18 protein-coding genes and 2 pseudogenes are annotated in these 20,149 nt (G+C 66.8%); 6 read left to right on the top strand and 14 right to left on the bottom strand.

Features of this window, described 5'->3' with window-relative positions; translation table 11 throughout:
* Positions 1-5 precede the first annotated feature (5 nt).
* The 4 genes from ACFJI0_RS26600 to ACFJI0_RS26585 all read right to left on the bottom strand — a co-directional run bounded on the left by ACFJI0_RS26600 (position 6) and on the right by ACFJI0_RS26585 (position 5,115).
* Complete coding sequence (locus ACFJI0_RS26600) at positions 6-941, bottom strand: hypothetical protein (RefSeq protein ID WP_382322968.1); 936 nt, start codon at positions 939-941, stop codon at positions 6-8.
* Between the two features lie 9 nt (positions 942-950).
* The gene (locus tag ACFJI0_RS26595; protein WP_382322967.1) at positions 951-1,277 is read right to left on the bottom strand and encodes a hypothetical protein; all 327 of its coding nucleotides are present in this window, start codon (positions 1,275-1,277) and stop codon (positions 951-953) included.
* Between the two features lie 597 nt (positions 1,278-1,874).
* Positions 1,875-4,019, bottom strand: coding sequence for a catalase/peroxidase HPI (gene katG / locus ACFJI0_RS26590; RefSeq protein WP_382322966.1), 2,145 nt, complete (start codon positions 4,017-4,019; stop codon positions 1,875-1,877).
* A gap of 133 nt (positions 4,020-4,152) precedes the next feature.
* Positions 4,153-5,115 (bottom strand): AEC family transporter, encoded by a 963-nt coding sequence (locus ACFJI0_RS26585; RefSeq protein WP_382322965.1) that lies wholly within the window; start codon positions 5,113-5,115, stop codon positions 4,153-4,155.
* Between the two features lie 102 nt (positions 5,116-5,217).
* On the opposite strand from ACFJI0_RS26585, the gene ACFJI0_RS26580 reads away from it, so the two are divergent.
* Together ACFJI0_RS26580 and ACFJI0_RS26575 are read left to right on the top strand one after the other, a co-directional pair.
* On the top strand, positions 5,218-7,296 hold the full coding sequence (locus tag ACFJI0_RS26580) for an ATP-dependent helicase (protein WP_382322964.1): 2,079 nt from the start codon (positions 5,218-5,220) through the stop codon (positions 7,294-7,296).
* Positions 7,293-7,742, top strand: coding sequence for a hypothetical protein (locus tag ACFJI0_RS26575; RefSeq protein WP_382322963.1), 450 nt, complete (start codon positions 7,293-7,295; stop codon positions 7,740-7,742). The genes ACFJI0_RS26580 and ACFJI0_RS26575 overlap by 4 nt, the downstream gene beginning before the upstream one ends.
* A 50-nt stretch (positions 7,743-7,792) precedes the next feature.
* On the opposite strand, the gene ACFJI0_RS26570 is transcribed toward ACFJI0_RS26575, so the two are convergent.
* The 4 genes from ACFJI0_RS26570 to ACFJI0_RS26555 all read right to left on the bottom strand — a co-directional run bounded on the left by ACFJI0_RS26570 (position 7,793) and on the right by ACFJI0_RS26555 (position 10,922).
* A complete protein-coding gene (locus ACFJI0_RS26570; RefSeq protein ID WP_382162628.1) occupies positions 7,793-8,044 on the bottom strand; it encodes a hypothetical protein in 252 nt (83 codons plus the stop codon).
* Entirely contained in the window at positions 8,044-9,327 is a 1,284-nt protein-coding gene (locus ACFJI0_RS26565; RefSeq protein WP_382322962.1) for a TRAP transporter large permease, read from the bottom strand. The genes ACFJI0_RS26570 and ACFJI0_RS26565 overlap by 1 nt, the downstream gene beginning before the upstream one ends.
* Before the next feature lie 24 nt (positions 9,328-9,351).
* Positions 9,352-9,867, bottom strand: a complete 516-nt coding sequence (locus ACFJI0_RS26560) for a TRAP transporter small permease (protein ID WP_382322961.1) — start codon at positions 9,865-9,867, stop codon at positions 9,352-9,354.
* A gap of 71 nt (positions 9,868-9,938) precedes the next feature.
* The gene (locus ACFJI0_RS26555; RefSeq protein ID WP_382163770.1) at positions 9,939-10,922 is read right to left on the bottom strand and encodes a TRAP transporter substrate-binding protein; all 984 of its coding nucleotides are present in this window, start codon (positions 10,920-10,922) and stop codon (positions 9,939-9,941) included.
* A gap of 107 nt (positions 10,923-11,029) precedes the next feature.
* On the opposite strand from ACFJI0_RS26555, the gene ACFJI0_RS26550 reads away from it, so the two are divergent.
* The gene (locus tag ACFJI0_RS26550) at positions 11,030-11,947 is read left to right on the top strand and encodes a LysR family transcriptional regulator (RefSeq protein WP_382162638.1); all 918 of its coding nucleotides are present in this window, start codon (positions 11,030-11,032) and stop codon (positions 11,945-11,947) included.
* A 7-nt stretch (positions 11,948-11,954) separates the two neighbouring features.
* Here the strand turns inward: ACFJI0_RS26550 and ACFJI0_RS26545 are convergent, their stop codons facing one another.
* From ACFJI0_RS26545 to ACFJI0_RS26530, 4 genes are all read right to left on the bottom strand, one after another.
* Positions 11,955-12,599, bottom strand: a complete 645-nt coding sequence (locus tag ACFJI0_RS26545; RefSeq protein ID WP_382322960.1) for an N-acetyltransferase — start codon at positions 12,597-12,599, stop codon at positions 11,955-11,957.
* Between the two features lie 401 nt (positions 12,600-13,000).
* Complete coding sequence (locus ACFJI0_RS26540) at positions 13,001-13,402, bottom strand: hypothetical protein (protein WP_382322959.1); 402 nt, start codon at positions 13,400-13,402, stop codon at positions 13,001-13,003.
* Between the two features lie 165 nt (positions 13,403-13,567).
* A complete protein-coding gene (locus tag ACFJI0_RS26535; RefSeq protein ID WP_382322958.1) occupies positions 13,568-14,596 on the bottom strand; it encodes an ImpA family type VI secretion system protein in 1,029 nt (342 codons plus the stop codon).
* 92 nt (positions 14,597-14,688) lie between these two features.
* Positions 14,689-15,135 carry a type VI secretion system baseplate subunit TssG gene (locus ACFJI0_RS26530; RefSeq protein WP_382322957.1) on the bottom strand — a complete coding sequence of 149 codons (447 nt, stop codon included), beginning with the start codon at positions 15,133-15,135 and terminating at the stop codon, positions 14,689-14,691.
* Between the two features lies 1 nt (position 15,136).
* Here ACFJI0_RS26530 and ACFJI0_RS26525 point away from each other — a divergent pair, with 1 nt between their 5' ends.
* The 3 genes and pseudogenes from ACFJI0_RS26525 to tssF all read left to right on the top strand — a co-directional run.
* Positions 15,137-15,364 (top strand): hypothetical protein, encoded by a 228-nt coding sequence (locus ACFJI0_RS26525; protein WP_382322956.1) that lies wholly within the window; start codon positions 15,137-15,139, stop codon positions 15,362-15,364.
* Positions 15,361-16,104 carry a hypothetical protein gene (locus tag ACFJI0_RS26520; protein WP_382322955.1) on the top strand — a complete coding sequence of 248 codons (744 nt, stop codon included), beginning with the start codon at positions 15,361-15,363 and terminating at the stop codon, positions 16,102-16,104. Before ACFJI0_RS26525 ends, ACFJI0_RS26520 begins: the two co-directional genes overlap by 4 nt.
* A 53-nt stretch (positions 16,105-16,157) precedes the next feature.
* Positions 16,158-17,024: pseudogene (tssF, locus tag ACFJI0_RS26515) on the top strand (type VI secretion system baseplate subunit TssF); the annotation flags it as partial.
* Here the strand turns inward: tssF and tssH are convergent.
* A pseudogene (gene tssH / locus ACFJI0_RS26510) lies at positions 16,992-19,566 on the bottom strand (type VI secretion system ATPase TssH); the annotation flags it as partial. The pseudogenes tssF and tssH sit on opposite strands and share 33 nt — an antisense overlap.
* A gap of 133 nt (positions 19,567-19,699) precedes the next feature.
* On the bottom strand, positions 19,700-20,086 hold the full coding sequence (locus ACFJI0_RS26505) for a hypothetical protein (RefSeq protein WP_382322954.1): 387 nt from the start codon (positions 20,084-20,086) through the stop codon (positions 19,700-19,702).
* Positions 20,087-20,149: the final 63 nt, after the last annotated feature.

Raw genomic sequence — 20,149 nt, 5'->3', positions numbered from 1 at the left:
AACCGTCAAGGCGCGCTCAAGCGTCGACCCGCCTGGGCCGGCGGGCCTACCGGCATGGCGGTTTCCATCCGCGAGACCGTGTCGCGCAGGGTGTCCCAGACACCTTGGCCTTGTGCCGCCAGGGCATGCAGCAGATCGCAGAACTCCTGCGCGCTCGGTTCGACCGGCAAGGTCTGCTGCAGCGTCATCACCACCGCCTCGCGCTGCGGGAGCACGCTGAACAGCACATCGCCGCCCGCGCCCATCAGAAAGTTGCTCCACAGCAGGCCCTGCCACAGCTTTTCACGCGGGCCGATTGGCGCCATGCCCAGGTCGAGGCTCACCTGGAAACGCCCGGGCACCAACGGGTCGTGCCGCAGCAGCATGTCCACGCCGTCCACCCGCAGGCTGCCCTCGCCACGCCGCAAGGCATGGCGCTCGGCGATGCCCACGTGGTCGCAGAGCGCGTCGATCAGCGGCTCCCAGCCATCGGGCTGCGTGGACACGGGCCGCCGGGTGCGCCGCAGCGGAGCCAGGGCCTGGAAGTCGGCCATGGCCTGCCGCGACGGCAGGGCCTGCCAATGCGCCCGCGCGCAGACCAGCAGCTCACGCAGCCAGGCGGCCAGCTCGGCACCCGTGGTCTGCGTGTCCAAGGGGTGGTGCGCGGTGAGCATCGCCAGATCGCCCTCGGGTGACAGGCTCCAGCCCAGGCTGCCGTTGCAGGCCCATTCGAAGTTGCTGACCAGCAGCCGGTGCCAGATCCATTCGCGCTGGTGCGGGTCGGCCGGTCCCAGGTTCAGGCGCGCCTGGACCAGGTGTGGCGCATTTTCTGCGTCGTGATGCAACAGCAGTTCGTGCCCGCCCACCTCCAGCAGCCCGCCGTCCTGCAGGCGGTGCGCGTCCCGCAGGCCGAGGTGTTCGCCCATCTGCGCCAGCACCCGTTCGAGCTCGGAGCGCGCCATCGACCCGGCCTACCGCGCACGCACCCAGGTGCCGGACCGGAAGCGGTAGCTGGGCGCGAGCACGCCCTGGTCCTTCGTCCAGGTGTCGTAGATCGACCCCGCCTGGCACGCCCATGCGCGTTCGGAAAATCCGTTCGACAGGTTGTCGAACAGGCCCGACGCGCCGTGCACGGAAAACACGGCGGACTTCACCAGCAACACCGGCAGGCAGACGCACAGCATCGCAAGCACGCCCTGCACCTTGCCGTCGCCGGTGGCGCAGCCAGTCGGCGAAACCGTCGCCCCACAGCGCCCGCACCAGCCGGCTTTTGCCCAAGGACTGGGCCAGGCCCCCATCGCCCCACTCCTTCGAGGCGCATGCCACGGCATGCGCCAATGGAATCGCGACCGTGTTCAACGCCAGCAGCAGCGGAAACGCCAGCACGGCCGTGAAAACACGGAACACCCTGGCCAGAAGCGGGTGCCTTTGCGCAAACGTGGGCAGGCTCTTCACGGCCTGGACATCCTGGTGCACCAACACCCGCGCCCTCACCGAGGGAGGGTCCTCTCGCAGCGACGGCGCGGAGATCGAAATGCCCGAAACCTCATCAGAACCCGGCAAGGGGCCAGAGCCGGCCTTCGTCGATGCCCAGGTGTTGCCAGGGCTGAGCGCAATGCCCCTGGGGCTTTCCACCTTTTTGAAGGGGTCGACCCCGACCTGGGCGACCCTCCTCGCGCTGAACCCAACCACGTCCATGAACCACATCCTCACAACACGAACACAACACCCGTCCCCATCGCACCGCGACGGGTCCAGCATGAGTGCGCCCCCATGATCGAAAGTTTGGTTGATGCAGCAACGGCATGGGCCTCGCCGCCGGGGACATCGGCCCATGCCCAAAACAAAAGCCCCGGGATTCGGCATCCCGGGGCTTGGACGGATGCCCGAAACGATCAGGCGATGTCGAACCGGTCCAGGTTCATGACCTTGGTCCAGGCGGCCACGAAGTCCTTGAGGAACTTCGACTGGCGATCCGCGCTGGCGTACACCTCGGCATAGGCGCGCAGCACCGAGTTGGAGCCGAACACCAGATCGTTGCGGGTGGCGGTGTACCGCAGCTGGCCGCTCTGGCGGTCCTTGCCTTCGAACACCTCGGCCTCGGCATCCACCGGCGTCCACACGGTGTTCATGTTCAGCAGGTTGACGAAGAAGGCATTGGTGAGTGCGCCGACCCGGTCGGTGAACACCCCGTGCTGGCTGCCGTCGGCGTTGGCGCCGAGCACGCGCAGGCCCCCCACCAGCGCGGTCATCTCGGGCGCCGTCAGCGTGAGCAGCTGCGCCTTGTCGACCAGCAGCGCTTCCGTCGACGCGGCGCTCTTGCCCGCCTTGTAATTTCGGAAGCCATCGGCCTCGGGCTCCAGCACGGCGAAGGATTCGACGTCGGTCTGGTCCTGCCGCGCATCGACCCGCCCGGGCGTGAACGGCACGTCCACGGCGACCCCCGCGGCCTTGGCCGCCTGCTCGACACCGACCCCACCGGCCAGCACGATCACGTCGGCCAGCGAGGCCTTGCCCGAGGCTTTCTGGATCTCCACCAGCTTGGGCAGCGCCCTCACCGCCACCTGGTTGACCACCCAGTCCTTCTGCGGCGCGAGCGCCAGGCGCGCGCCGTTGGCGCCACCGCGCTTGTCGCCACCACGGAAGGTGGAGGCCGAAGCCCAGGCCACCGAGACCAGCTCGCTCACCGACAGGTCCGAGGCCGCGATCCGGGCCTTGAGGTCGGCGATGTCCGCCGCCGTGGGGTTGTGCGTGGCCGCGGGCAGCGGGTCCTGCCAGATCAGGTCTTCCTTCGGCACTTCAGGGCCAAGGTAACGCGCCTTGGGTCCCATGTCGCGGTGCGTCAGCTTGAACCAGGCGCGGGCGAAGGCCTCGGCGAAGGCTTGCGGGTCGTTGAGGAAGCGCTGGGAGATCTTGCCGAACTCGGGATCGAAGCGCATGGTCAGGTCGGTGGTGAGCATCTTGGGCTTGTGCTTCAGACCGGGCACGTGCGCATCGGGGATGATCTCCGGCGCGTCCTTGGCGACCCACTGCCTGGCGCCCGCGGGGCTGCGCTCCTCTTCCCATTCGAACTTGAACAGGTTCTCGAAGAAGTTGTTGCTCCATTGCGCGGGGGTGGTGGTCCAGGTCACTTCCAGGCCGCTGGAGACGGTGTCCTTGCCATGTCCACTGCCGAAGTCGCTGGTCCAGCCCAGGCCTTGCGCTTCGATCGAACCGCCCTCGGGTTCCTTGCCCTTGTGCGATTCCGGCGCCGCGCCGTGCGCCTTGCCGAAGGTGTGACCACCGGCGATCAGCGCGACGATTTCCTCGTCGTCCATGGCCATGCGGTAGAAGGTGGCGCGGATGTCCTTGGCCGCGGCCATGTAGTCGCCGCTGGCGTTCGGGCCTTCGGGGTTCACATAGATCAGGCCCATGTGCGTCGCGCCCAGGCTCTTGACCAGGACACGGTCGCCCTCGAAGCGCTGGTCATCGCCCAGCCACTTGGTCTCGGCGCCCCAGCTCACGTCGGTATCGGGTTCCCACACGTCCTCACGGCCCGCCGCGAAGCCGAAGGTGCGAAAGCCCATGGACTCCAGCGCCACGTTGCCCGCGAGGATCATGAGGTCGGCCCAGGAGATCTGCTGGCCGTATTTCTGTTTGATCGGCCACAGCAGGCGGCGCGACTTGTCGATGTTGACGTTGTCGGGCCACGAGTTGAGCGGCGCGAAGCGCTGCTGGCCACGGCCACCGCCGCCACGGCCGTCGGTGGTGCGGTAGGTGCCGGCCGAGTGCCAGGCCATGCGGATGAACTGCGGGCCGTAGTGGCCGAAGTCGGCGGGCCACCAGTCCTGGCTGTCGGTCATCAGCTTGTTCAGATCGGCCTTGAGTGCCTTGTAGTCCAGCTTCTTGAATTCGGCCGCGTAGTCGAACGATTCGCCCAGCGGGTTGGACTTGGCGGAGTGCTGGTTCAGCACGTCCATGCGCAACTGGTTCGGCCACCAGTCCTTGTTGCTGGTTCCGACACCGGAACCGTGGTGGAAGGGACACTTGGCTTCTGACATGGGGATCTCCTTTGTGGTTGGCGGGGATGAGCCAACGCACTTTAGAGAGCCACCCCGGGGGTGTCAAAACAAAAGCCTGGATGAAGGACATAGGCAGTGCCTATCGAAGCTTCATTCTCCCGTCACGAAAGCTTCAGGTCAGCAGCGCCACGGCCCCGGAGAACGTGAGGAAGGCGGCCGCCGTGGTCACGAGGATGATGCGGGCGATGCGCCCGTTGTCGGCGCCGAAGCGCTCGGCCAGCAGCGAGACGTTGCTCGCGCTGGGCAGCGCGGCCACCAGCACCATCACCACCAGCGTCGGCCACGACAGTGGAGCACCCGCGCGGATCGCCAGCCAGCCCACGGCGAGCACCAGCAGCGGGTGCACGAAGAGCTTCATCAGCGCCACCGGCAGGTAGTCGGCCAGGGGCATGGGGTGGTTGGCCGTCATCCGCGCGCGCGCCAGCACCGCGCCAATGGTGAACAGCGCCACGGGCGAGGCCGAATCGGCCAGCAGCCACACCGTCTGCTCCACCGGCTTGGGCAGGGTGAAGGCCCAGGCCGAGGCCAGGCCGCCGAGCACGATGGCCCAGGGCATGGGGTTGGTGAGCACGCCCTTGAGCGCCTTGCGCGTGGCCTCGGCCACCGCCGAGCGGCCCTGGCCCTGCGCCTCGTCCAGGCGCGAGAGCGCGATGCACAGCGAGCTGGTGATCACCATGTCCACCACCATGGTGAGGATCACGGTGCCCGCCGCCGACGCGCCGAGCAGGGCCACGATCAGCGGCACGCCCATGAAGCCCGAGTTGGGAAAGGCCGCCACCAGCGCGCCCAGGGAGGCGTCGTTCCAGCGGATGCGCGCGTTGCGCGTGAAGGCGATGGTGGCGCCCACCACGATGAGACCGCACAGCAGGTACAGGCCGGCCACCCAGCCGTCGAGCAGCTGCGCGATCGGTGTGGTGGAGCCGAAGCGGTACAGCATGCAGGGCAGCGCGAAGAACAGCACGAAACCGTTGAGCCCGGGAATGGCCTCCAGCGGCAGCATGCGCCGGCGCGCGGCCACGTAGCCGGCGAGCACGAGCGCAAAGAAGGGGAAGGTGACCAGCAGGATGTGCAGCACGGGGCCGATTGTCTCAGGCGCCCGTGGGCGGCCCGCGACACCCCGCCCGGTATGATCCAACGCTCTTTTCCCGCCTTTCCCGACGCCCGCCCGCCTCCCTCCATGTCCCACGGCCTGAACCTCGCGCAACTGGAAGCCGTGAACCACCTGGCGGGGCCCTGCCTGGTGCTCGCGGGCGCGGGCTCGGGCAAGACGCGCGTGATCACGCACAAGATCGGCCGGCTCATCCAGGCCGGCCTGGCGGCCGACCGCATCGCCGCCATCACCTTCACCAACAAGGCCGCCGCCGAAATGCGCGAGCGCGCGGCGCAACTGGTGGGGCGCGACGCGCGCAAGGTGCTGATCTGCACCTTCCACGCGCTGGGCGTGCGCCTGCTGCGCGACGACGGCGAGGTGCTGGGCCTGAAGAAGCAGTTCTCCATCCTCGACACCGACGACATCACCAGCCTGCTCAAGGACTGCGGCGGCACCACCGACGCGGCCACCGCGCGCGGCTGGCAGTGGGGCATCAGCGCGTGGAAGGGCGCGGGCATGAACGCGGCACAGGCCCTCGCTCAGGCCAAGGACGAAAACGAGCGCGTGATGGCGACCATCATGGCGCGCTACGAAGAGCGCCTGGTGGCCTTCCAGAGCGTGGACTTCGACGACCTCATCACGCTGCCGCTCAAGCTGCTGCGCGAGCACGAAGACGTGCGCGCGCGCTGGCAGAAGAAGATGGGCCACGTGCTGGTGGACGAGTACCAGGACACCAACGCCACGCAGTACGAGCTGCTCAAGCTGCTGGTGGGCGAACGGGCGCGCTTCACCGCCGTGGGCGACGACGACCAGTCCATCTACGGCTGGCGCGGCGCCACGCTGGACAACCTGAAGAAGCTGCCGCACGACTTCCCCGAGCTCAAGGTCATCAAGCTGGAGCAGAACTACCGCTCCACCAGCGCGATCCTTCGCGCGGCGAACAACGTCATCGGCCCCAACCCCAAGCTGTTTCCCAAGACGCTGTGGAGCGACCTGGGCGAGGGCGAGCCGGTGCGCGTGGTCGATGCCGACAACGAGGAACACGAGGCCGAGCGCGCGGTGGCGCGCATCCTGAGCCTGCGCGCGAGCTCGCAGCATAAGGAGTGGCGCGACTTCGCCATCCTCTACCGCGCCAACCACATGGCGCGCCCGTTCGAGCAGTCGCTGCGCCGCGCGCAGGTGCCGTACAAGGTCTCGGGCGGCCAGAGCTTCTTCGACAAGGCCGAGATCCGCGACCTCTGCGCCTGGCTGCGCCTGCTGGTGAACAACAACGACGATCCGGCCTTCCTGCGCTCGGCCACCACGCCCAAGCGCGGCATCGGCCACACCACGCTGCAGCAGCTGGGGGCCTTCGCCACGCAGTACAAGCTGAGTCTGTTCGAGGCGCTGTTCGCCAACTCGCTGGGCACCGCCCTGCCCCCGCGCGCGGTGCGCACGCTGCACGAGTTCGGCCGCGCGGTGAACGACCTGGAGTACCGCGCGCGCCACACCGTGGGCCACGAGGCCGGGCGCGCCTTCCTCACCGAGTGGCTCAAGGACATCGACTACGAGAAGCACCTCTACGACAGCGAGGACAACGAGAAGGTGGCGGCCGCGCGCTGGACCAACGTGATGGACTTCTGCGACTGGGTGGCCGGGCGCTGCGGCGGCAAGCTGGAGGAAGAGGACGGCGTGAAGATCGAGAGCGAGCGCAAGAGCCTGCTCGAGGTGGTGCAGACGATCGCCCTGCTCTCCACGCTGAGCGAGCGCGAGCAGGACCAGAACGTGGTGACGCTCTCGACGCTGCACGCCTCCAAGGGCCTGGAGTGGCCGCACGTGATGCTGGTCGGCGTGAACGAGGGCCTGCTGCCGTTCAAGATGGACGAGGAGCCCGGCCAGAGCGACGCGCAGGCGGCCGACATGGCGCAGCGCCTGCAGGAAGAGCGCCGCCTGATGTACGTGGGCATCACGCGCGCGCAGCGCACGCTGGCGGTGAGCTGGCTCAAACGCCGCAAGAAGGGGCGCGAGAGCGTGCCCGGGCAGGCCAGCCGCTTCATCAAGGAGATGGCGCTGGACCAGGCCACCGTGAAGGAAGACCCGCGCGAGAAACTGCGCGCGCTGCGCGCCGAGTTCGCGCAACGCGCCACCGACCAGGCCGCCCAGAAGGCGGCCGACCCCGCCTCATGAAACACCTCTGCCTCGCCGCCGCGTGGGCGCTGCTGGCCGGCGCCGGCCATGCGCAAGCGCCGGCCACACCCCCGACCGTCTGCAGCCAACCCGGCGACATGGCGCCCAGCCAGCTCTACGGCCTGTGGCAGCTGGTGCTCTGGCCGCAGGAGGGGGGCAGCGAGGCCGCGCCCGCCTCCACCGGCGCGCTGCTGTTCGAGCGCCACCCGGAGTACCCGGACAGCGTGCGCGGCAGCCTGAAACGCAGCACCGCCGGCAACGACCGGCAGGCGGTGGTGTCCGGGGACGTCATGGACGGCGAGTTCAACCTCGACGAGTCGGCCGACGGCGTTGCGCATGGACGCGGTGTGGGAAGGCCACGTCACCGCCTCGGGCTGTTGCGCAGGAACTGCGCGGCATCCGCCGCTCGGCCCAGGGGCGCGGCACACCGGCCGAACCGGCGATGAACTTCGTGCTGAAGAAGGTGCCGGGCTGGCGCTGAGCCACCCCTGCGAAGTCAAGGCCGGGGGTCGACCGGCGGCTGCAGCAGGTGCCGGTTCTCCGGCGCCTGGAAAAAATCCACCAGCACCTGCAGGTCGCGCTTGTTGAACTGCGCATAGCCCTCGCCGGACTCGATGCGCGAGGACAGCACGGCCACGCCCTCGTCGAAGAAGTGCAGCGACAGGCCGCGATCGAGCACCACGTCGGTGATCTCGCCCTGGGGCGAGACAGCCGCGTCAGGGCTGGAGCGGCGGGCGGCGCGGCGCATCAGAAGCCCAGCGCGTGCGGCAGCCAGGTGGAGATCGCGGGCACGAAGGTGAGCAGCAACAGCACCACGAGGTGGGCCCACAGGAAGGGCGGCAGCTCGCGCGTGAGGGCCATGAGCGGCACCTTGGTCGCCACCGAGGTGACGAACAGCAGCCCGCCCACGGGCGGCGTGATCATGCCCAGCGTGAGGTTGACGATGACCACCATCGCGAAGTGGATCGGGTCGATGCCCAGCGCGGCCGCGATCGGCGCCAGGATGGGCACGAGGATGGTGACGCCGGGCAGCGGCTCCATGAAGATGCCGAACAGCAGCAGCAGGATGTTCACCGCGATCAGGAAGGTGACGGGCGAGAGATCCCAGCCGATGATGGCCTGCGCCAGGTCCTGCGGCACGCCTTCGATGGTGAGCACCCAGGCGAAGGCCGACGAAGCGGCCACCACGAACAGCACCGAGGCAGTGAGCATGGCCGAGCGCGCCGCGATGCCGGGCAGCGCCGACCACTTGAGCGTGCCGTAGACCCACTTGCCGCAGACCAGCGCGTAGAACACCGCGACCACCGAGGCCTCGGTGGGCGTGAAGACGCCGAAGCGGATGCCGACCAGGATGATCACCACCAGGAACAGCGCGGGCACCGCCTTGATGGTGTTCATGAGCATCTCGCGGCCGGTGGGGCGCGGGGCGTCGGAGCGGAAGTCGCGCCGGCGGCAGACCCACCAGTTGACCCAGCTCATGGCGGCGGCGATCAGCAGGCCGGGGATGAAACCGGCGATGAACAGCGCGCCGACGGAGACGTGCTCGTCCTGCAGCGCGTAGATGATCATGATGATCGAGGGCGGGATGATGGGCCCCACGATGGCGGTGCTGGCGGTCAGCGCGGCCGCGTAGGCGCGGTCGTAGCCGGCCTTGTCCATCATGCGCACCATCATCGAGCCCGGGCCGGCGGCGTCCGCCAGGGCCGAGCCCGAGATGCCCGAGAAGATGGTGAGCGACAGCACGTTGGCATAGCCCAGGCCACCGCGCAGGTGGCCGACGAACTGCGAGGCGAAGCGCAGCAGCACCAGCGTGAGCGCCCCGCCCGACATGATCTCGGCCGCCAGGATGAAGAAGGGCACCGCCATCAGCGGGAAGCTGTCCACGCCGGTGAACATTTCCTTGAACACGATGATCTGCGGGTACTGCCCGCCCAGGGCCACGGCCAGGGCGGCGGCGATGGCGAGCGAGAACGCCACGGGCACGCCGATCAGCATGAGCACGACGGCGGCGACGAACAGGGTGATGACCATGGTTGGGGGTTCCGCGTCAGGGGCTCAGAGCGAGGCAGCCGCCTCGGCGTCCATCTCGGGCGACTCGTGGAAGCGGCCGTCGATCACGTAGCGGCGCACCAGAAAGGCCAGGTGCACCAGCATCAGGATGAAGCCCGCGGGCAAGGCCGCGTAGATCCAGGCGAACGAGATGCCGGTGGCGGGCGTGGTCTGGAACCGCATCACGCTGGTGTAGACGATGGAGAAATACGTCATCGACACGCAGAAGCCGGCGATCAGCAGCGCCACGACCGCACGCAGCACCCGCGCCAGCGGCGTGGGCACGGCCTGGTGCAGGTTGTCGATCGCCACGTGCCCGCCGAAGCGCAGCACCAGCCCGGCGCCCAGGAAGGTGCCCCAGATCATGAGGTGGCGCGCGACCTCTTCGGCCCAGACGATGGAGTCGTTGGTGGTGTAGCGCAGCACGACGTTGGCGAACACGATGACGGACATCGCCGCCAACAGCAGGATCAGCACCCAGCGGTTGACGGCCACCAGGGCGTTCTCGAATCGGTCGATCATGGGGATTTCCTGCAGCGCACGTGCACAAGCGCACCACCCGGCACGGGGCCGGGCGGTGCGGGGTCAGACGGTCACTTCGCGTTGGCGATGCGGTCGATCAGCTCTTTGCCGTACTTGGAGGCGTACTGCTGGTAGGCGGGCGAGAGGGCCTGCTGGAACGGCGCCTTGTTGGGCACCTCGGTGATCTGCATGCCCTGGGCGCGCAGCTCGTCCACGCCCTTCTTCTCGATGTCGTCGACGAACTGGCGCATGGCCTTCGCGCCGTCCTTGGCGCCCGCGGTCACGGCGGCCTTCTGACTGTCGTTGAGCGAGTCCCAGAACTTGGGCGAGACCAGCAGCATGGCCGGCGAATACACGTGGCCCGTGAGCGCCAGGTGCTTCTGCACCGCCGAGAGCTTGGCCGAGGCGATCACCGAGATCGGGTTCTCCTGGCCGTCGATGGTGCCCTGCTGCAGCGCGCCGGTGACTTCGGGCCAGGCCATGGGCGTGGGCGCGGCGCCCAGCGTGCGGAAGGCGGTGATGTGCACCGGGTTTTCCATCGTGCGGATCTTCAGGCCCTTGAGGTCTTCGGGCTTGGTGATCGGGTGCTTGCCGTTGGTGATGTGGCGGAAACCTTGCTCGCCCCAGGCCAGCGCGACCAGGTTGCGCGACTTGAACTTGCCCAGCAGGTCCTGGCCGATCGGGCCGTCGAGCACGCTGCGTGCGTGGTTGATGTCGCGGAACAGGAAGGGGATGTCGGTCACACCGACTTCGGGCACGAAGTTGCTCAGCGTGCCGGAGGAGACGATGGCCGCTTCCACGGTGCCCAGCTGCAGGCCTTCGAGCAATTCGCGCTCGCCACCCAGGGCGCTGGAGGGGAATTGACGGAACTTGAACTGGCCGTTCGTGGCCTTCTCGAACGACGCGGCCCAGGCGTTGGCGCCGGCACCGTAGTGCGAGTTCGGGGCCAGGGCGTAGCCGATCTTGACTTCGCGGGTCTGGGCATGCGCAGCGGTGCTGATGGCAAGGACTGCGGCGCCCACGGCCAGCAGGCCGGCGCGGCGGGAAATGGACATCATGTTTGTCTCCGATCGTTGTATGCCGGGTATGGCGGTCGCCACTGTATTGAGATGCCGGCATTCGAGCCAATACCGTTTGCAGGCCTCTGTTATATGATTTTCGTATGCCTGACATCCGGCAACTCCGCTATTTCATCGCCGTCGCCGAAGAGCTGAACTTCATGCGCGCGGCCGAGCGCCTGCACATCAGCCAGCCGCCCCTCTCGGTGCAGATCAAGGCGCTGGAGGAAGAACTCGGCGTGCAGCTGTTCGAGCGCACCAACCGGGGCGTGGTCATGACGCCGGCCTCGCAGACCTACTACGTGGAGGTGCGCGCCGTGCTCGCTCGGCTGGAGCACGCGCGCATCCTGGCCCAGCGCAGCGCGCGCGGCGACACCGGCTCGCTGGCGGTGGGCTTCGTGTCCATCGCCAACGTCACCATGCTGCCCCAGGCCCTCAAGCTCTGCCGCGAGCGCTACCCCGGCATCGAGCTGCACCTGTCGGAAGAGACGCTGGACATGCAGGTGCCCAACCTCAAGACCAACAAGATCGACATCGGCATCGCGCCCGGGCCGATCAACGAGCCAGGCCTGTCGTTCCAGCCGCTGTTCGACGAGCGCCTGGTGCTGGCCCTGCCCGACAGCATGAAGGAGGCGCACATGAAAAGCCCCAGCATGAAGCTCTTCAAGCACCAGCCCTTCGTGCTGTTCGGCCGCCCGATGGCGCCCGGCCTGTACGACGCGGTGCAGGACTACTGCGCGCGCGCCGGCTTCACGCCCGAGATCGTGCAGTACGCGCGCCAGATGCAGACCATCATCTCCATCGTGTCCACCGGCCTGTGCATCTCGCTCATTCCGTCCTCGCTCTCGCAGCTGCAGCGCCCGGGCGTGGCCTACGTGGTGCCGAAGGAGCCCAGCCCGATCGTGCGCATGGGCCTGCTCTACCGCACGCAGGACCGCAACCCGGCGGTGAAGAACTTCATCGACATCGCGGCCGAGGCGTCGCGCTCGTGGAAGAAGCGGCGCCCGCCCGCGCTGCGCTGAGACCCGCTCAGACCCCTCGCATGCCGGTGGCGGCGGCGAAGCGCGCCAGCGTCCAGCCGCTGCCAAGCAACAACATGCGCGTGTGCAGCTCGTCCATCACCTCGGGCGCCACCTCCGGCCCGAGGTAGGTCAGGGTCTTGTCCTGCAGGCGCACGCAGCCCAGCTCATGGTCGCGCGCCAGCGAACGCCACAGCGCGTGCGCACCCGGCGATTGGCGCGCGCCGGTCACCAGGCACAGGCCCGCGCCCAGACCCCAGCGGTAGATGGCGCTCGCCAGGCCGCGCCGCTGGTAGGCCTCACCGTAGCTGGAATGGGGCGCGCGCACCACGCGGTCGGCCGCGCGGTTGACTTCGATGAGGCGGTTGAACACCGTGTAGCCCGCCAGCCGTCGGTGCCGGACGTCTTCCACATACACATAGAACTCGCCATCGGCCTCGCGGTAGCGCACCACGAGGTCCGGGTCGTTCAGCGGGATGGCGGGAATGCCATGCAGGCGATCACCGGGCTGGTGGATGCGGTCGTAGATCGAACCGAAGGCGTCCTCCATGGGCTGGCTGGGACGCTCCACGTCGATGCGCAGCTCCGTGCACCGGCGCCACCACGCGGGTGGCGCGAACGACCAGGAAGGCGGAGGCGAAAGGGTGAGAACCATGGACGGAAAACTCCAGACGTGCAGGCACGGCCGCGCGCGAGCGCGGGCATGGAACGGCCTTGGCGAAGAAGGCCGGGCGGCAGGTGCGTGGAGGGGGGTGGACTCGGACCGCGGGCTAGCCGCGGGCCTCGATGCGCCGGAGGCGTTGACCTGTCACGCTCAGGTCAACGCGAAACGAATGTGCGGCCAGGGGCCCACGGGCATGGCGGCGCGGCCGACGAGGGCATCGGCGATGAAGAACGGGCGCGCGCAGACCCACGCCATCATCGAGATGGCGCGGGCTTGTGTGAAGAGGCACACCCGACATGAAGAAACAAACGCTCCGCTGGACGACTGGTGGTTGTCAACGCGGGGATGTTAGTGGCGCACCCATACCGCACGCGGGAGGTGCGGTATTGCGTTCAGGCAGTTTCCGCGGCGGCCGCCGCGACAGGCACATCGGGCACACCGACCAGCAACTGGCTCAGGTGCGCCGGCACATCGTTGTCGAAGCTCATGAGCGCATCGCTGGGCTGCGCGGCGGCGGCGGCCTGCAGCAGGTCGCGCACGGCCGCCTGCTGCCCTGCGTCGGCCGGGTGACCGAGCCGCGCTTCCACTGCGCAGAGCACCGCCTCCCGCAGCCGCTCGGAGCCGAGCACGTGCCAGGCGTAATCGATCTCGTACCGGTCCACCGCGTTCTTCAGGCTTTCGCCATCCAGCCGGGCCTCATCGGCCACATGCGCCAGCGTGCGGGTCACGAGGCCTTGGGTGAAGCGGCTCAACAGGTCGTCATCGCGCGCAAGCGCCGGGGTCACAACAGGCATCGGATCTCCAGAAGGGGAATGGGCGCTGGCTTCGAGCCGATCGCGTGGAAAGGCCGAGCCCGGAAATGAAAAAGCCCATCGCGCGAGGGATGGGCTTTTGCGATATCTGATTGATTCTGTTGAATTTTTTCAGATCAGAGAGGGCTTGAGTGTAGCACCTTAGGCTCAGTCGTCCCGGTCCCAGGCCTGCATCAGGTCGGGCGGGATCATGTGTGCCACCTCCGCGAAACGCCGGCCCCACATGCGATCTGCCTGCTTCAGCAGGATGGTGACAGGGCTGCTCGGTTCATGGCGTTCGACCAAATGCCGGATGTGACGCAGCAAAGCCCGAATCTGCTCGCGCTCCTGCACGATGTGCGCATGGGTCGCCCCCGCGGCGGGCAAGGCAAGCGGCGCCGACCACCGGGCCTCAACAGGGTCACCCGGCGGCGTCGGCGCGCCGACGAGCTGGGCCTGGAAGCCCGGCCGCAAGCCATCCGATTCGACATCCTCGACCTGCAGCTTTTCGGCGCGCACGGGCGCCACGGCGAAGGCGGCCAGACAGCCCAGCAGGTGCATGAGTGGACCCAGGTTGGGCGCATCGTCGCCCAGAGCGCCCTGGCTCCAATGGTCGATGCCCAGCACCGCATTGCCGCAAGCCAGCAAGGCACGCAAGGCGCCGTCGCCCTTGACGTGCAGGTCCGCCAGCTGCCGCTTGACCCCTTCGGGCTCCGGAGCGTAAGGCGGGCGAGGCACGGCGAAGGCACGTTCCACATCGCGCACCGTCAAACGGAACGCAGTACCCCCGCTCACCACGACGTCGCGCACATCCCCCAGCAGACCATCCGGGTCGCAGAGTGCCGCCAGGGCGTTGGCCCGCACGGCGGGATCGGGCACACCATCCAGCACCACCTGCGGATGGACCTGTTCAGGGTAGGCCTGCAACACCGACTGCAGGGTGAGCAGGCCCTCCAGCAAACCGGCAGCGCCCGCCAGGCGGCAGCGCGCGCGCGTGAACCACCCCAGAACAGCGATGTCCTTGCTGCGCACCAGCAGGCGGCGCGCATCGCGCTCGACCTCGGCCCAGTCGGGCGCCTCGGGCCGGGATGAAAAGCTCCCGTACTGCACCTCGCTCTGAGGCGCCAGGCGCGCCTGCAGCACGGCGTGATCCGCGTCGTACTCCAGGCTTTCGCCGCAGGGCGCGATCTCGCTCACGGGTGCAAGCAGTTCCGTGGACACGCCGGGTGCCCCTGCCAGCGGGTCCGGGGAGATGCCCACCAGGGCGGCCAACAATTGTCTGAGAGGGTTCATGTGCAGTAGCTTTCGGGTTCGAACACCATGCCGGTCACGGGCCCGCGCCAGGTTCCCTCTCCCGCCATCCAGGTCGACCAGCCCAGTTGCGTGCCGTCACCCAGTCGCGACCGGGGCGCGGCGGTCCTGTCGATCAACAGCTCCACCTCCCACACATACTCGAAACCGATGAAGGAGCGCACGATCTCGACCAGGGCCGGCAGGTCCCGCCCCGTGGCAGCGCCCTGCGGCGTGAGCCGCAGGTACCCGTCAAGATCCAGCGGGCCCATCACGAGGCGAAACCGGCTTTGCCGATCGGGAACCACCTCTCCGAGCATCGCCCCTTCACCCAGCACGCTCGAGAGCCTCGGCTGGCCCAGCACGCACCGGTCCTGCGGCTCGATCGGCATCCACTGCAGCATGTATTCGCGCAGTTGCACCACCACGCCGAAGAAGCGGGACAACGTGCTGACCAGGCCGTCGGGGTTGCGCGCAGACCGCACCCGGTGCGCGCTGCTGGTCGTTCGCCCACTGATCAAGGAGCACGCGGCCGCTCACTACAACGTGCTCACCTTCGAGATCTCGGGCCACATCCACATGCAACCCTATCCCCTGGAGTTCATGGTGCAAAGCAACGTGGATCTGGAAACGAACCGCATCGAACTGCACCCCACACGGAGCCCGACGCCATGAGCCAGGATGCAAGCCACCCCCCCGAGCAGGAAAAGAAGCTTCGCCAGTTGTTTGAACTCGCCGAGGACAACCAGCTGGCCGTCCAGGACGCGATCGCCTGCCTGACCGCAGAGCGCGAGGCCTTTGCCAAGGAGCGCGCCGCGCTCGTGAAAACCACGGCGAACTCGGCCGAGGTGTCCGACACGCTGCGCCGTGCCACGGCCCAAGCCATACCCGCCATCGAGGCGGCGGCGGACAAGGCCATCCAGTCGGCCGTGGGCAAGTTGATGGGGTTGACGGCCGATGCCGCTGCGCCTCAGTGGAGCCATGCAGCCAACGCCGTGCTCGAGCGCTTCGGCAGCGTGGTCCAGATGGCCGGGGTGGTCGAGGAACGCGTGAAAGCGGCCAGCCATCGCCTGACTTGGCAGTGGGCGGCCCTGTGTGCAATGGGCTTGGTTGCCACGGTCGTGGTGGCGGGGGTCGGTGTGCAGCAGATCCGGAGCCAGCAGGCCGAACTGCAGCGTCAACAGGCCGATTTGCAAATGCAGAAGACCGCGTTCTCCGACGACATGGCGCGCATGCAGGCCAGCGTCACCTTCCTGGAGAAGAAGGGCGGGCGCATCCGGCTGAGCAAGTGCGGTCCGGAACAGCGTCTGTGCATTGAGGTCGCGCCCGACCAGGGCCATGGCCGAAGCAATTTCCGGGGCGTTTGGTCCGACGACACCAACGAACGCAGCTACGTGATTCCCAAAGGGTATTGAGCGCGGGTGGCGCCGCGAACCCTTGAACGCCCCTCATCGGAGACACCTGAAACATGGACCCTCAACTGCTCGACTACTACAACCGCGAACTCACCTACATGCGAGAAGCGGCGTCGGAGTTCGCCCAGCTTCATCCCAAGATCGCGCGCCGCCTGGGCATGCAGGGCATGGAGGTGGCCGACCCGTATGTGGAGCGTCTGATCGAGTCGTTCTGCTTCATGTCCGCGCGCATGAGCATCAAGCTCGATGCGGAGTTTCCGCGCTTCAGCCAGCGGTTGCTGGAGGTGGTGTACCCCAACTACGTCGCGCCCACACCCAGCATGGCGGTCGCGCAATTGCATCCGAAGGTGCAGGAGGGGGACTTGAGCAAGGGGTTCTCGGTACCGCGTGGCACGGCCTTTTTCGCCAAGGTGCCCGATGGCGAGACCACCTCGTGCGAATTCCGCAGCGGCCAGGATGTGGTGCTCTGGCCGATCGAGATCGTCAGCGCCCAGCTGGCGGGCGCGCCACCGGACATTCCGGCGCTGGAGCGCTACCTGCCTCCCACGGTGCAGGTGGCCGGCAGCCTGCGCATCCGCCTGCGCGTCACCGGTGAGCTGAATTTCTGCGACCTCAAGGGACTGGACCGCCTGCCCCTGTATCTCCGGGGCGACGAGCAGGTGGCATCCCACCTGTTCGAGTTGCTGCACGTTGGCGCTGTCGCGTCTCTCACCGGTGTGCCCGGCCGCCTGGCCGACCACCCGCATGTGGTGACGCAGGACGCACTGGTGCACGAAGGCCTGGGTCCCGACCAGGGCCTGCTGCCGCTGGCCTGGAACACCTGGCATCGCCACAACCTGCTGCACGAGTACTTTGCCTGTCCCAGCCGTTTCTACTTTCTGGCGCTGCAGGGGCTGCAGCCAGACCTCGGCCAGCTGAGTCAACACGTTGTGCTCGATGAATTGGCCGATGCGGCGCGCGCCGGTTTCGTGGGTACCGCACTGCGCCACGATGTGGGTCAATGCGCCGGAGGTGAACTCCAGAAGCACGCCGTGTTGCTCCTGCATGCGTGCCACCACTTTCTGCAGCTGCAGACGAACAATCGACTCCAGCAACCCGGCTGAGAGCGGCAGGTAGGGCACCACCAGAAGGCGCCCGAGAAAGGCCGCGGGAAAAACCTTGCGCAACTCGGGCTGCAAGGCGTCCATAAGCGCTTGGGTGTCCGGCAGAAGAACCGGGTCTTCACAGAGTTGATGGAGGAGATCGGAACCGGTGTTGCTCGTGAGGAGAATCAAGGTGTTCCTGAAATCGATGGCACGCCCCTCCCCGTCTTCCATCGAGCCCTTGTCGAACACCTGATAGAAGAGTTCGTGCACATCGGGGTGGGCCTTCTCAACTTCATCGAGCAGAACGACGCTGTAGGGCCGACGTCGCACCGCTTCCGTCAGCACCCCGCCTTCGCCGTAACCGACATAACCGGGCGGAGAACCCTTGAGACCAGAAACGGTGTGAGCCTCCTGGTACTCACTCATGTTGATGGTGATCAGGTTGTGCTCACCGCCATAGACAGCCTGAGCCAAAGCCAAGGCCGTTTCGGTCTTGCCCACCCCGGAAGGCCCCACCAGCAGAAAGACGCCCAGCGGCTTGTGAGGGTCCCCGAGGCGCGCCCTGGCTGTTTTGACACGAGCAGCCACCGTCGACAGCGCAGCATCCTGGCCGATCACGCGCTTGCGCAACTGGTCTTCGAGGGACAGGACAGTTGTCAGGTCGTCGCGCACCATGCGGCCCACGGGGATGCCTGTCCAATCCGCCACGATGGATGCCACGACTCCTTCATCCACCTGAGTGTGGACACCAGGCCTATCACCCTGCAGTTGGTGCAAGTCCCGCTCCAGGGCCTGGAGTTCGCATGCCAGAACACGCCTTGAGTTTTCGTCTTCGACCCTGCGGCAGGCTTCGCGTTTTTCAAGAATGGCACTGGTGAGCAGACGCTCGGCCGCGCCTGCATCGGCCAGCACCTTGTGCTCGTGCTCCACGTCCGCCATGCGCTGCTGAACCTCCCCCAGTGCCTCGCAGCGGTCTTTCCCTATGCTGGCCTCCTGCAAGAGAAGGGTGTGCTCGCCTTGCAAGGCATCCCGACGCGCCTGGATCGTCTCCAGTTCACGCGAGGGGGCATGGAGTGACATGGCGACCCGTGCGCACGCGGTGTCCAGCAAGCTGATGGCCTTGTCCGGCAATTGGCGCGCCGGGATGTACCGATGGGACAAGCAGACCGCGGCACGCACCGCTTCATCGAGCACCGTTACGCCATGGTGCCTGGCGAATGCGGGCACCAGGCCCCGCACCATCGCCACGGCGGCCGACTCTTGCGGCTCCAGCACTTGCAGCATCTGGAATCGCCTCGTCAGCGCGGGATCCTTTTCGATGTGTTTTTTGTATTCGGACCACGTGGTGGCACCAATCACACGAAAGGCGCCCCGCGCCAGCGCGGGCTTGAGAAGATTGGCCGCGTCGCCCGTTCCGGCCTGACCACCGGCCCCGATGAGGGTATGGACCTCGTCCACGAACAGGATCACCGGCACTTGGGAATCAGCCGCCTCCCTGAGCACAGCTTTCAGGCGCGATTCGAACTCCCCCCGCATGCTCGCGCCGGCCAGCAAGGCCCCGACATCCAGGCTCAGGATGCGCACACGATGCAGACTGGGAGGTACCAGACGGCCTACGACGGCCAGGGCCAAGCCTTCGACCACCGCCGTCTTGCCGACTCCCGCCTCGCCCGTCAGCAAAGGGTTGTTCTGACGGCGGCGCAACAGGATGTCCACCATGTTGCGGATCTCTTGCTCGCGCCCGACCACTGGGTCGATTCCCCCTTCTCGCGCCAGCGCGGTGAGGTCGGCACAGTACTTGACCAGTGCGGACTGGCCGTGGGGCTCTGGATCGAGCGCACCACTGGCCTCCCCTGGCAATGCCGGTTGCCAATCGGTGGACTCATGTGCCATCGCAGCGTCTTCACCCGAGCCGCGAACCGCCAGCGGAAAGTCCTCCGCCATTTGCGCCACAGGAATTCTCTGGAAGCTCGCCGAGACACCCAACAACACGCGTCGCAAGTCAGGTGTTTGAAGCATGCCCCCCAACAGCCAGGCGCCACGGATGCGCTGGTCACGCATTGTCAGACTGGCAAACACCCATGCGCGCTCAATGGCCAGTTCGACCATATCGCCAAAATCATTGACACCTGCGGCGCCGGTGGGCAAATGGGCCAAGGCCACCGTCAGATCTCTCTCGACCTGCGCGATATCCAGACTGTAGTGCGTTGGCCAGGCGATGAAAATCGCCATTGGGCGCCTGCCAGAGTTGGTGCAACCAATGCACCACTTCTACATAAGGATTGCCTCTCAGTTTGGCCAAGACGGTGGCGGACTCGATGGCTCGAAACAGGTCGACATTGAGTTTGCCAAACAGTGTGCGGCGAGGAATGCTCAAGACACTCTCCCGCAATCGCCACTACCCTCGTCCATGAATTGCACATGGCCCGTACTAGTCAGCAAATTCATGCCGATCGCCCTCCTGACTGTTGTTTTCGTAGAGCTGCGAATGCTCGATTGCGAGCCACAACTCAACAACTGTCATATCTGACAGGATTGACGATGCAGTCATTTTTTGCATCAATCAATGCCTGCAACTCGATCCCGCAAAATGTCAATTCATGACCAAAAACCGCATTTCGTTTCAAATCAAAATTGAGAGCTGTCGAACGGAGGTTGAGAGTTTTTTTCAGGATGTCTGGATGGCGCAACAATGCTGCACTCAATGCGCGTGTGTTGCGCACAGAACCAGCAGGCGATCGCTCGGCAACGTTGGTGCGAGCGAGGCGTGCGCTGAAATTGGATTGGATTTGAAGAAAGTTGAACAGCGCGCTTTCCATCGGCCGTTCGATCAAATCGTGCGCGCCATCGGGGCAATTGCGCTCCGCCCTGGCACGGCCTTGCCACAGCAATGCCAAGGCACGCTCTGCGAGGTTGACACGGCAACAATGCAGAAGCCGCAGCTCTGAACCCAAAAGCAA

Source organism: Hydrogenophaga sp. UC242_53, assembly GCF_042696965.1.
In the GTDB taxonomy this organism is placed as follows: Bacteria; Pseudomonadota; Gammaproteobacteria; order Burkholderiales; family Burkholderiaceae_C; genus Hydrogenophaga.
Note: the sequence above shows the minus strand (reverse complement) of the source record. Positions and strands in the feature narration are given on the sequence as shown.

What these genes read in the sequence shown, in the direction of transcription:
- ACFJI0_RS26600 (WP_382322968.1), bottom strand. Translation starts at nt 941, where the DNA reads ATGGCGCGCTCCGAGCTCGAACGGGTGCTGGCGCAGATGGGCGAACAC.
- ACFJI0_RS26595 (WP_382322967.1), bottom strand. Translation starts at nt 1,277, where the DNA reads ATGGGGGCCTGGCCCAGTCCTTGGGCAAAAGCCGGCTGGTGCGGGCGC.
- katG (WP_382322966.1), bottom strand. Translation starts at nt 4,019, where the DNA reads ATGTCAGAAGCCAAGTGTCCCTTCCACCACGGTTCCGGTGTCGGAACC.
- ACFJI0_RS26580 (WP_382322964.1), top strand. Translation starts at nt 5,218, where the DNA reads ATGTCCCACGGCCTGAACCTCGCGCAACTGGAAGCCGTGAACCACCTG.
- ACFJI0_RS26575 (WP_382322963.1), top strand. Translation starts at nt 7,293, where the DNA reads ATGAAACACCTCTGCCTCGCCGCCGCGTGGGCGCTGCTGGCCGGCGCC.
- ACFJI0_RS26570 (WP_382162628.1), bottom strand. Translation starts at nt 8,044, where the DNA reads ATGCGCCGCGCCGCCCGCCGCTCCAGCCCTGACGCGGCTGTCTCGCCC.
- ACFJI0_RS26565 (WP_382322962.1), bottom strand. Translation starts at nt 9,327, where the DNA reads ATGGTCATCACCCTGTTCGTCGCCGCCGTCGTGCTCATGCTGATCGGC.
- ACFJI0_RS26560 (WP_382322961.1), bottom strand. Translation starts at nt 9,867, where the DNA reads ATGATCGACCGATTCGAGAACGCCCTGGTGGCCGTCAACCGCTGGGTG.
- ACFJI0_RS26555 (WP_382163770.1), bottom strand. Translation starts at nt 10,922, where the DNA reads ATGTCCATTTCCCGCCGCGCCGGCCTGCTGGCCGTGGGCGCCGCAGTC.
- ACFJI0_RS26550 (WP_382162638.1), top strand. Translation starts at nt 11,030, where the DNA reads ATGCCTGACATCCGGCAACTCCGCTATTTCATCGCCGTCGCCGAAGAG.
- ACFJI0_RS26545 (WP_382322960.1), bottom strand. Translation starts at nt 12,599, where the DNA reads ATGGTTCTCACCCTTTCGCCTCCGCCTTCCTGGTCGTTCGCGCCACCC.
- ACFJI0_RS26540 (WP_382322959.1), bottom strand. Translation starts at nt 13,402, where the DNA reads ATGCCTGTTGTGACCCCGGCGCTTGCGCGCGATGACGACCTGTTGAGC.
- ACFJI0_RS26520 (WP_382322955.1), top strand. Translation starts at nt 15,361, where the DNA reads ATGAGCCAGGATGCAAGCCACCCCCCCGAGCAGGAAAAGAAGCTTCGC.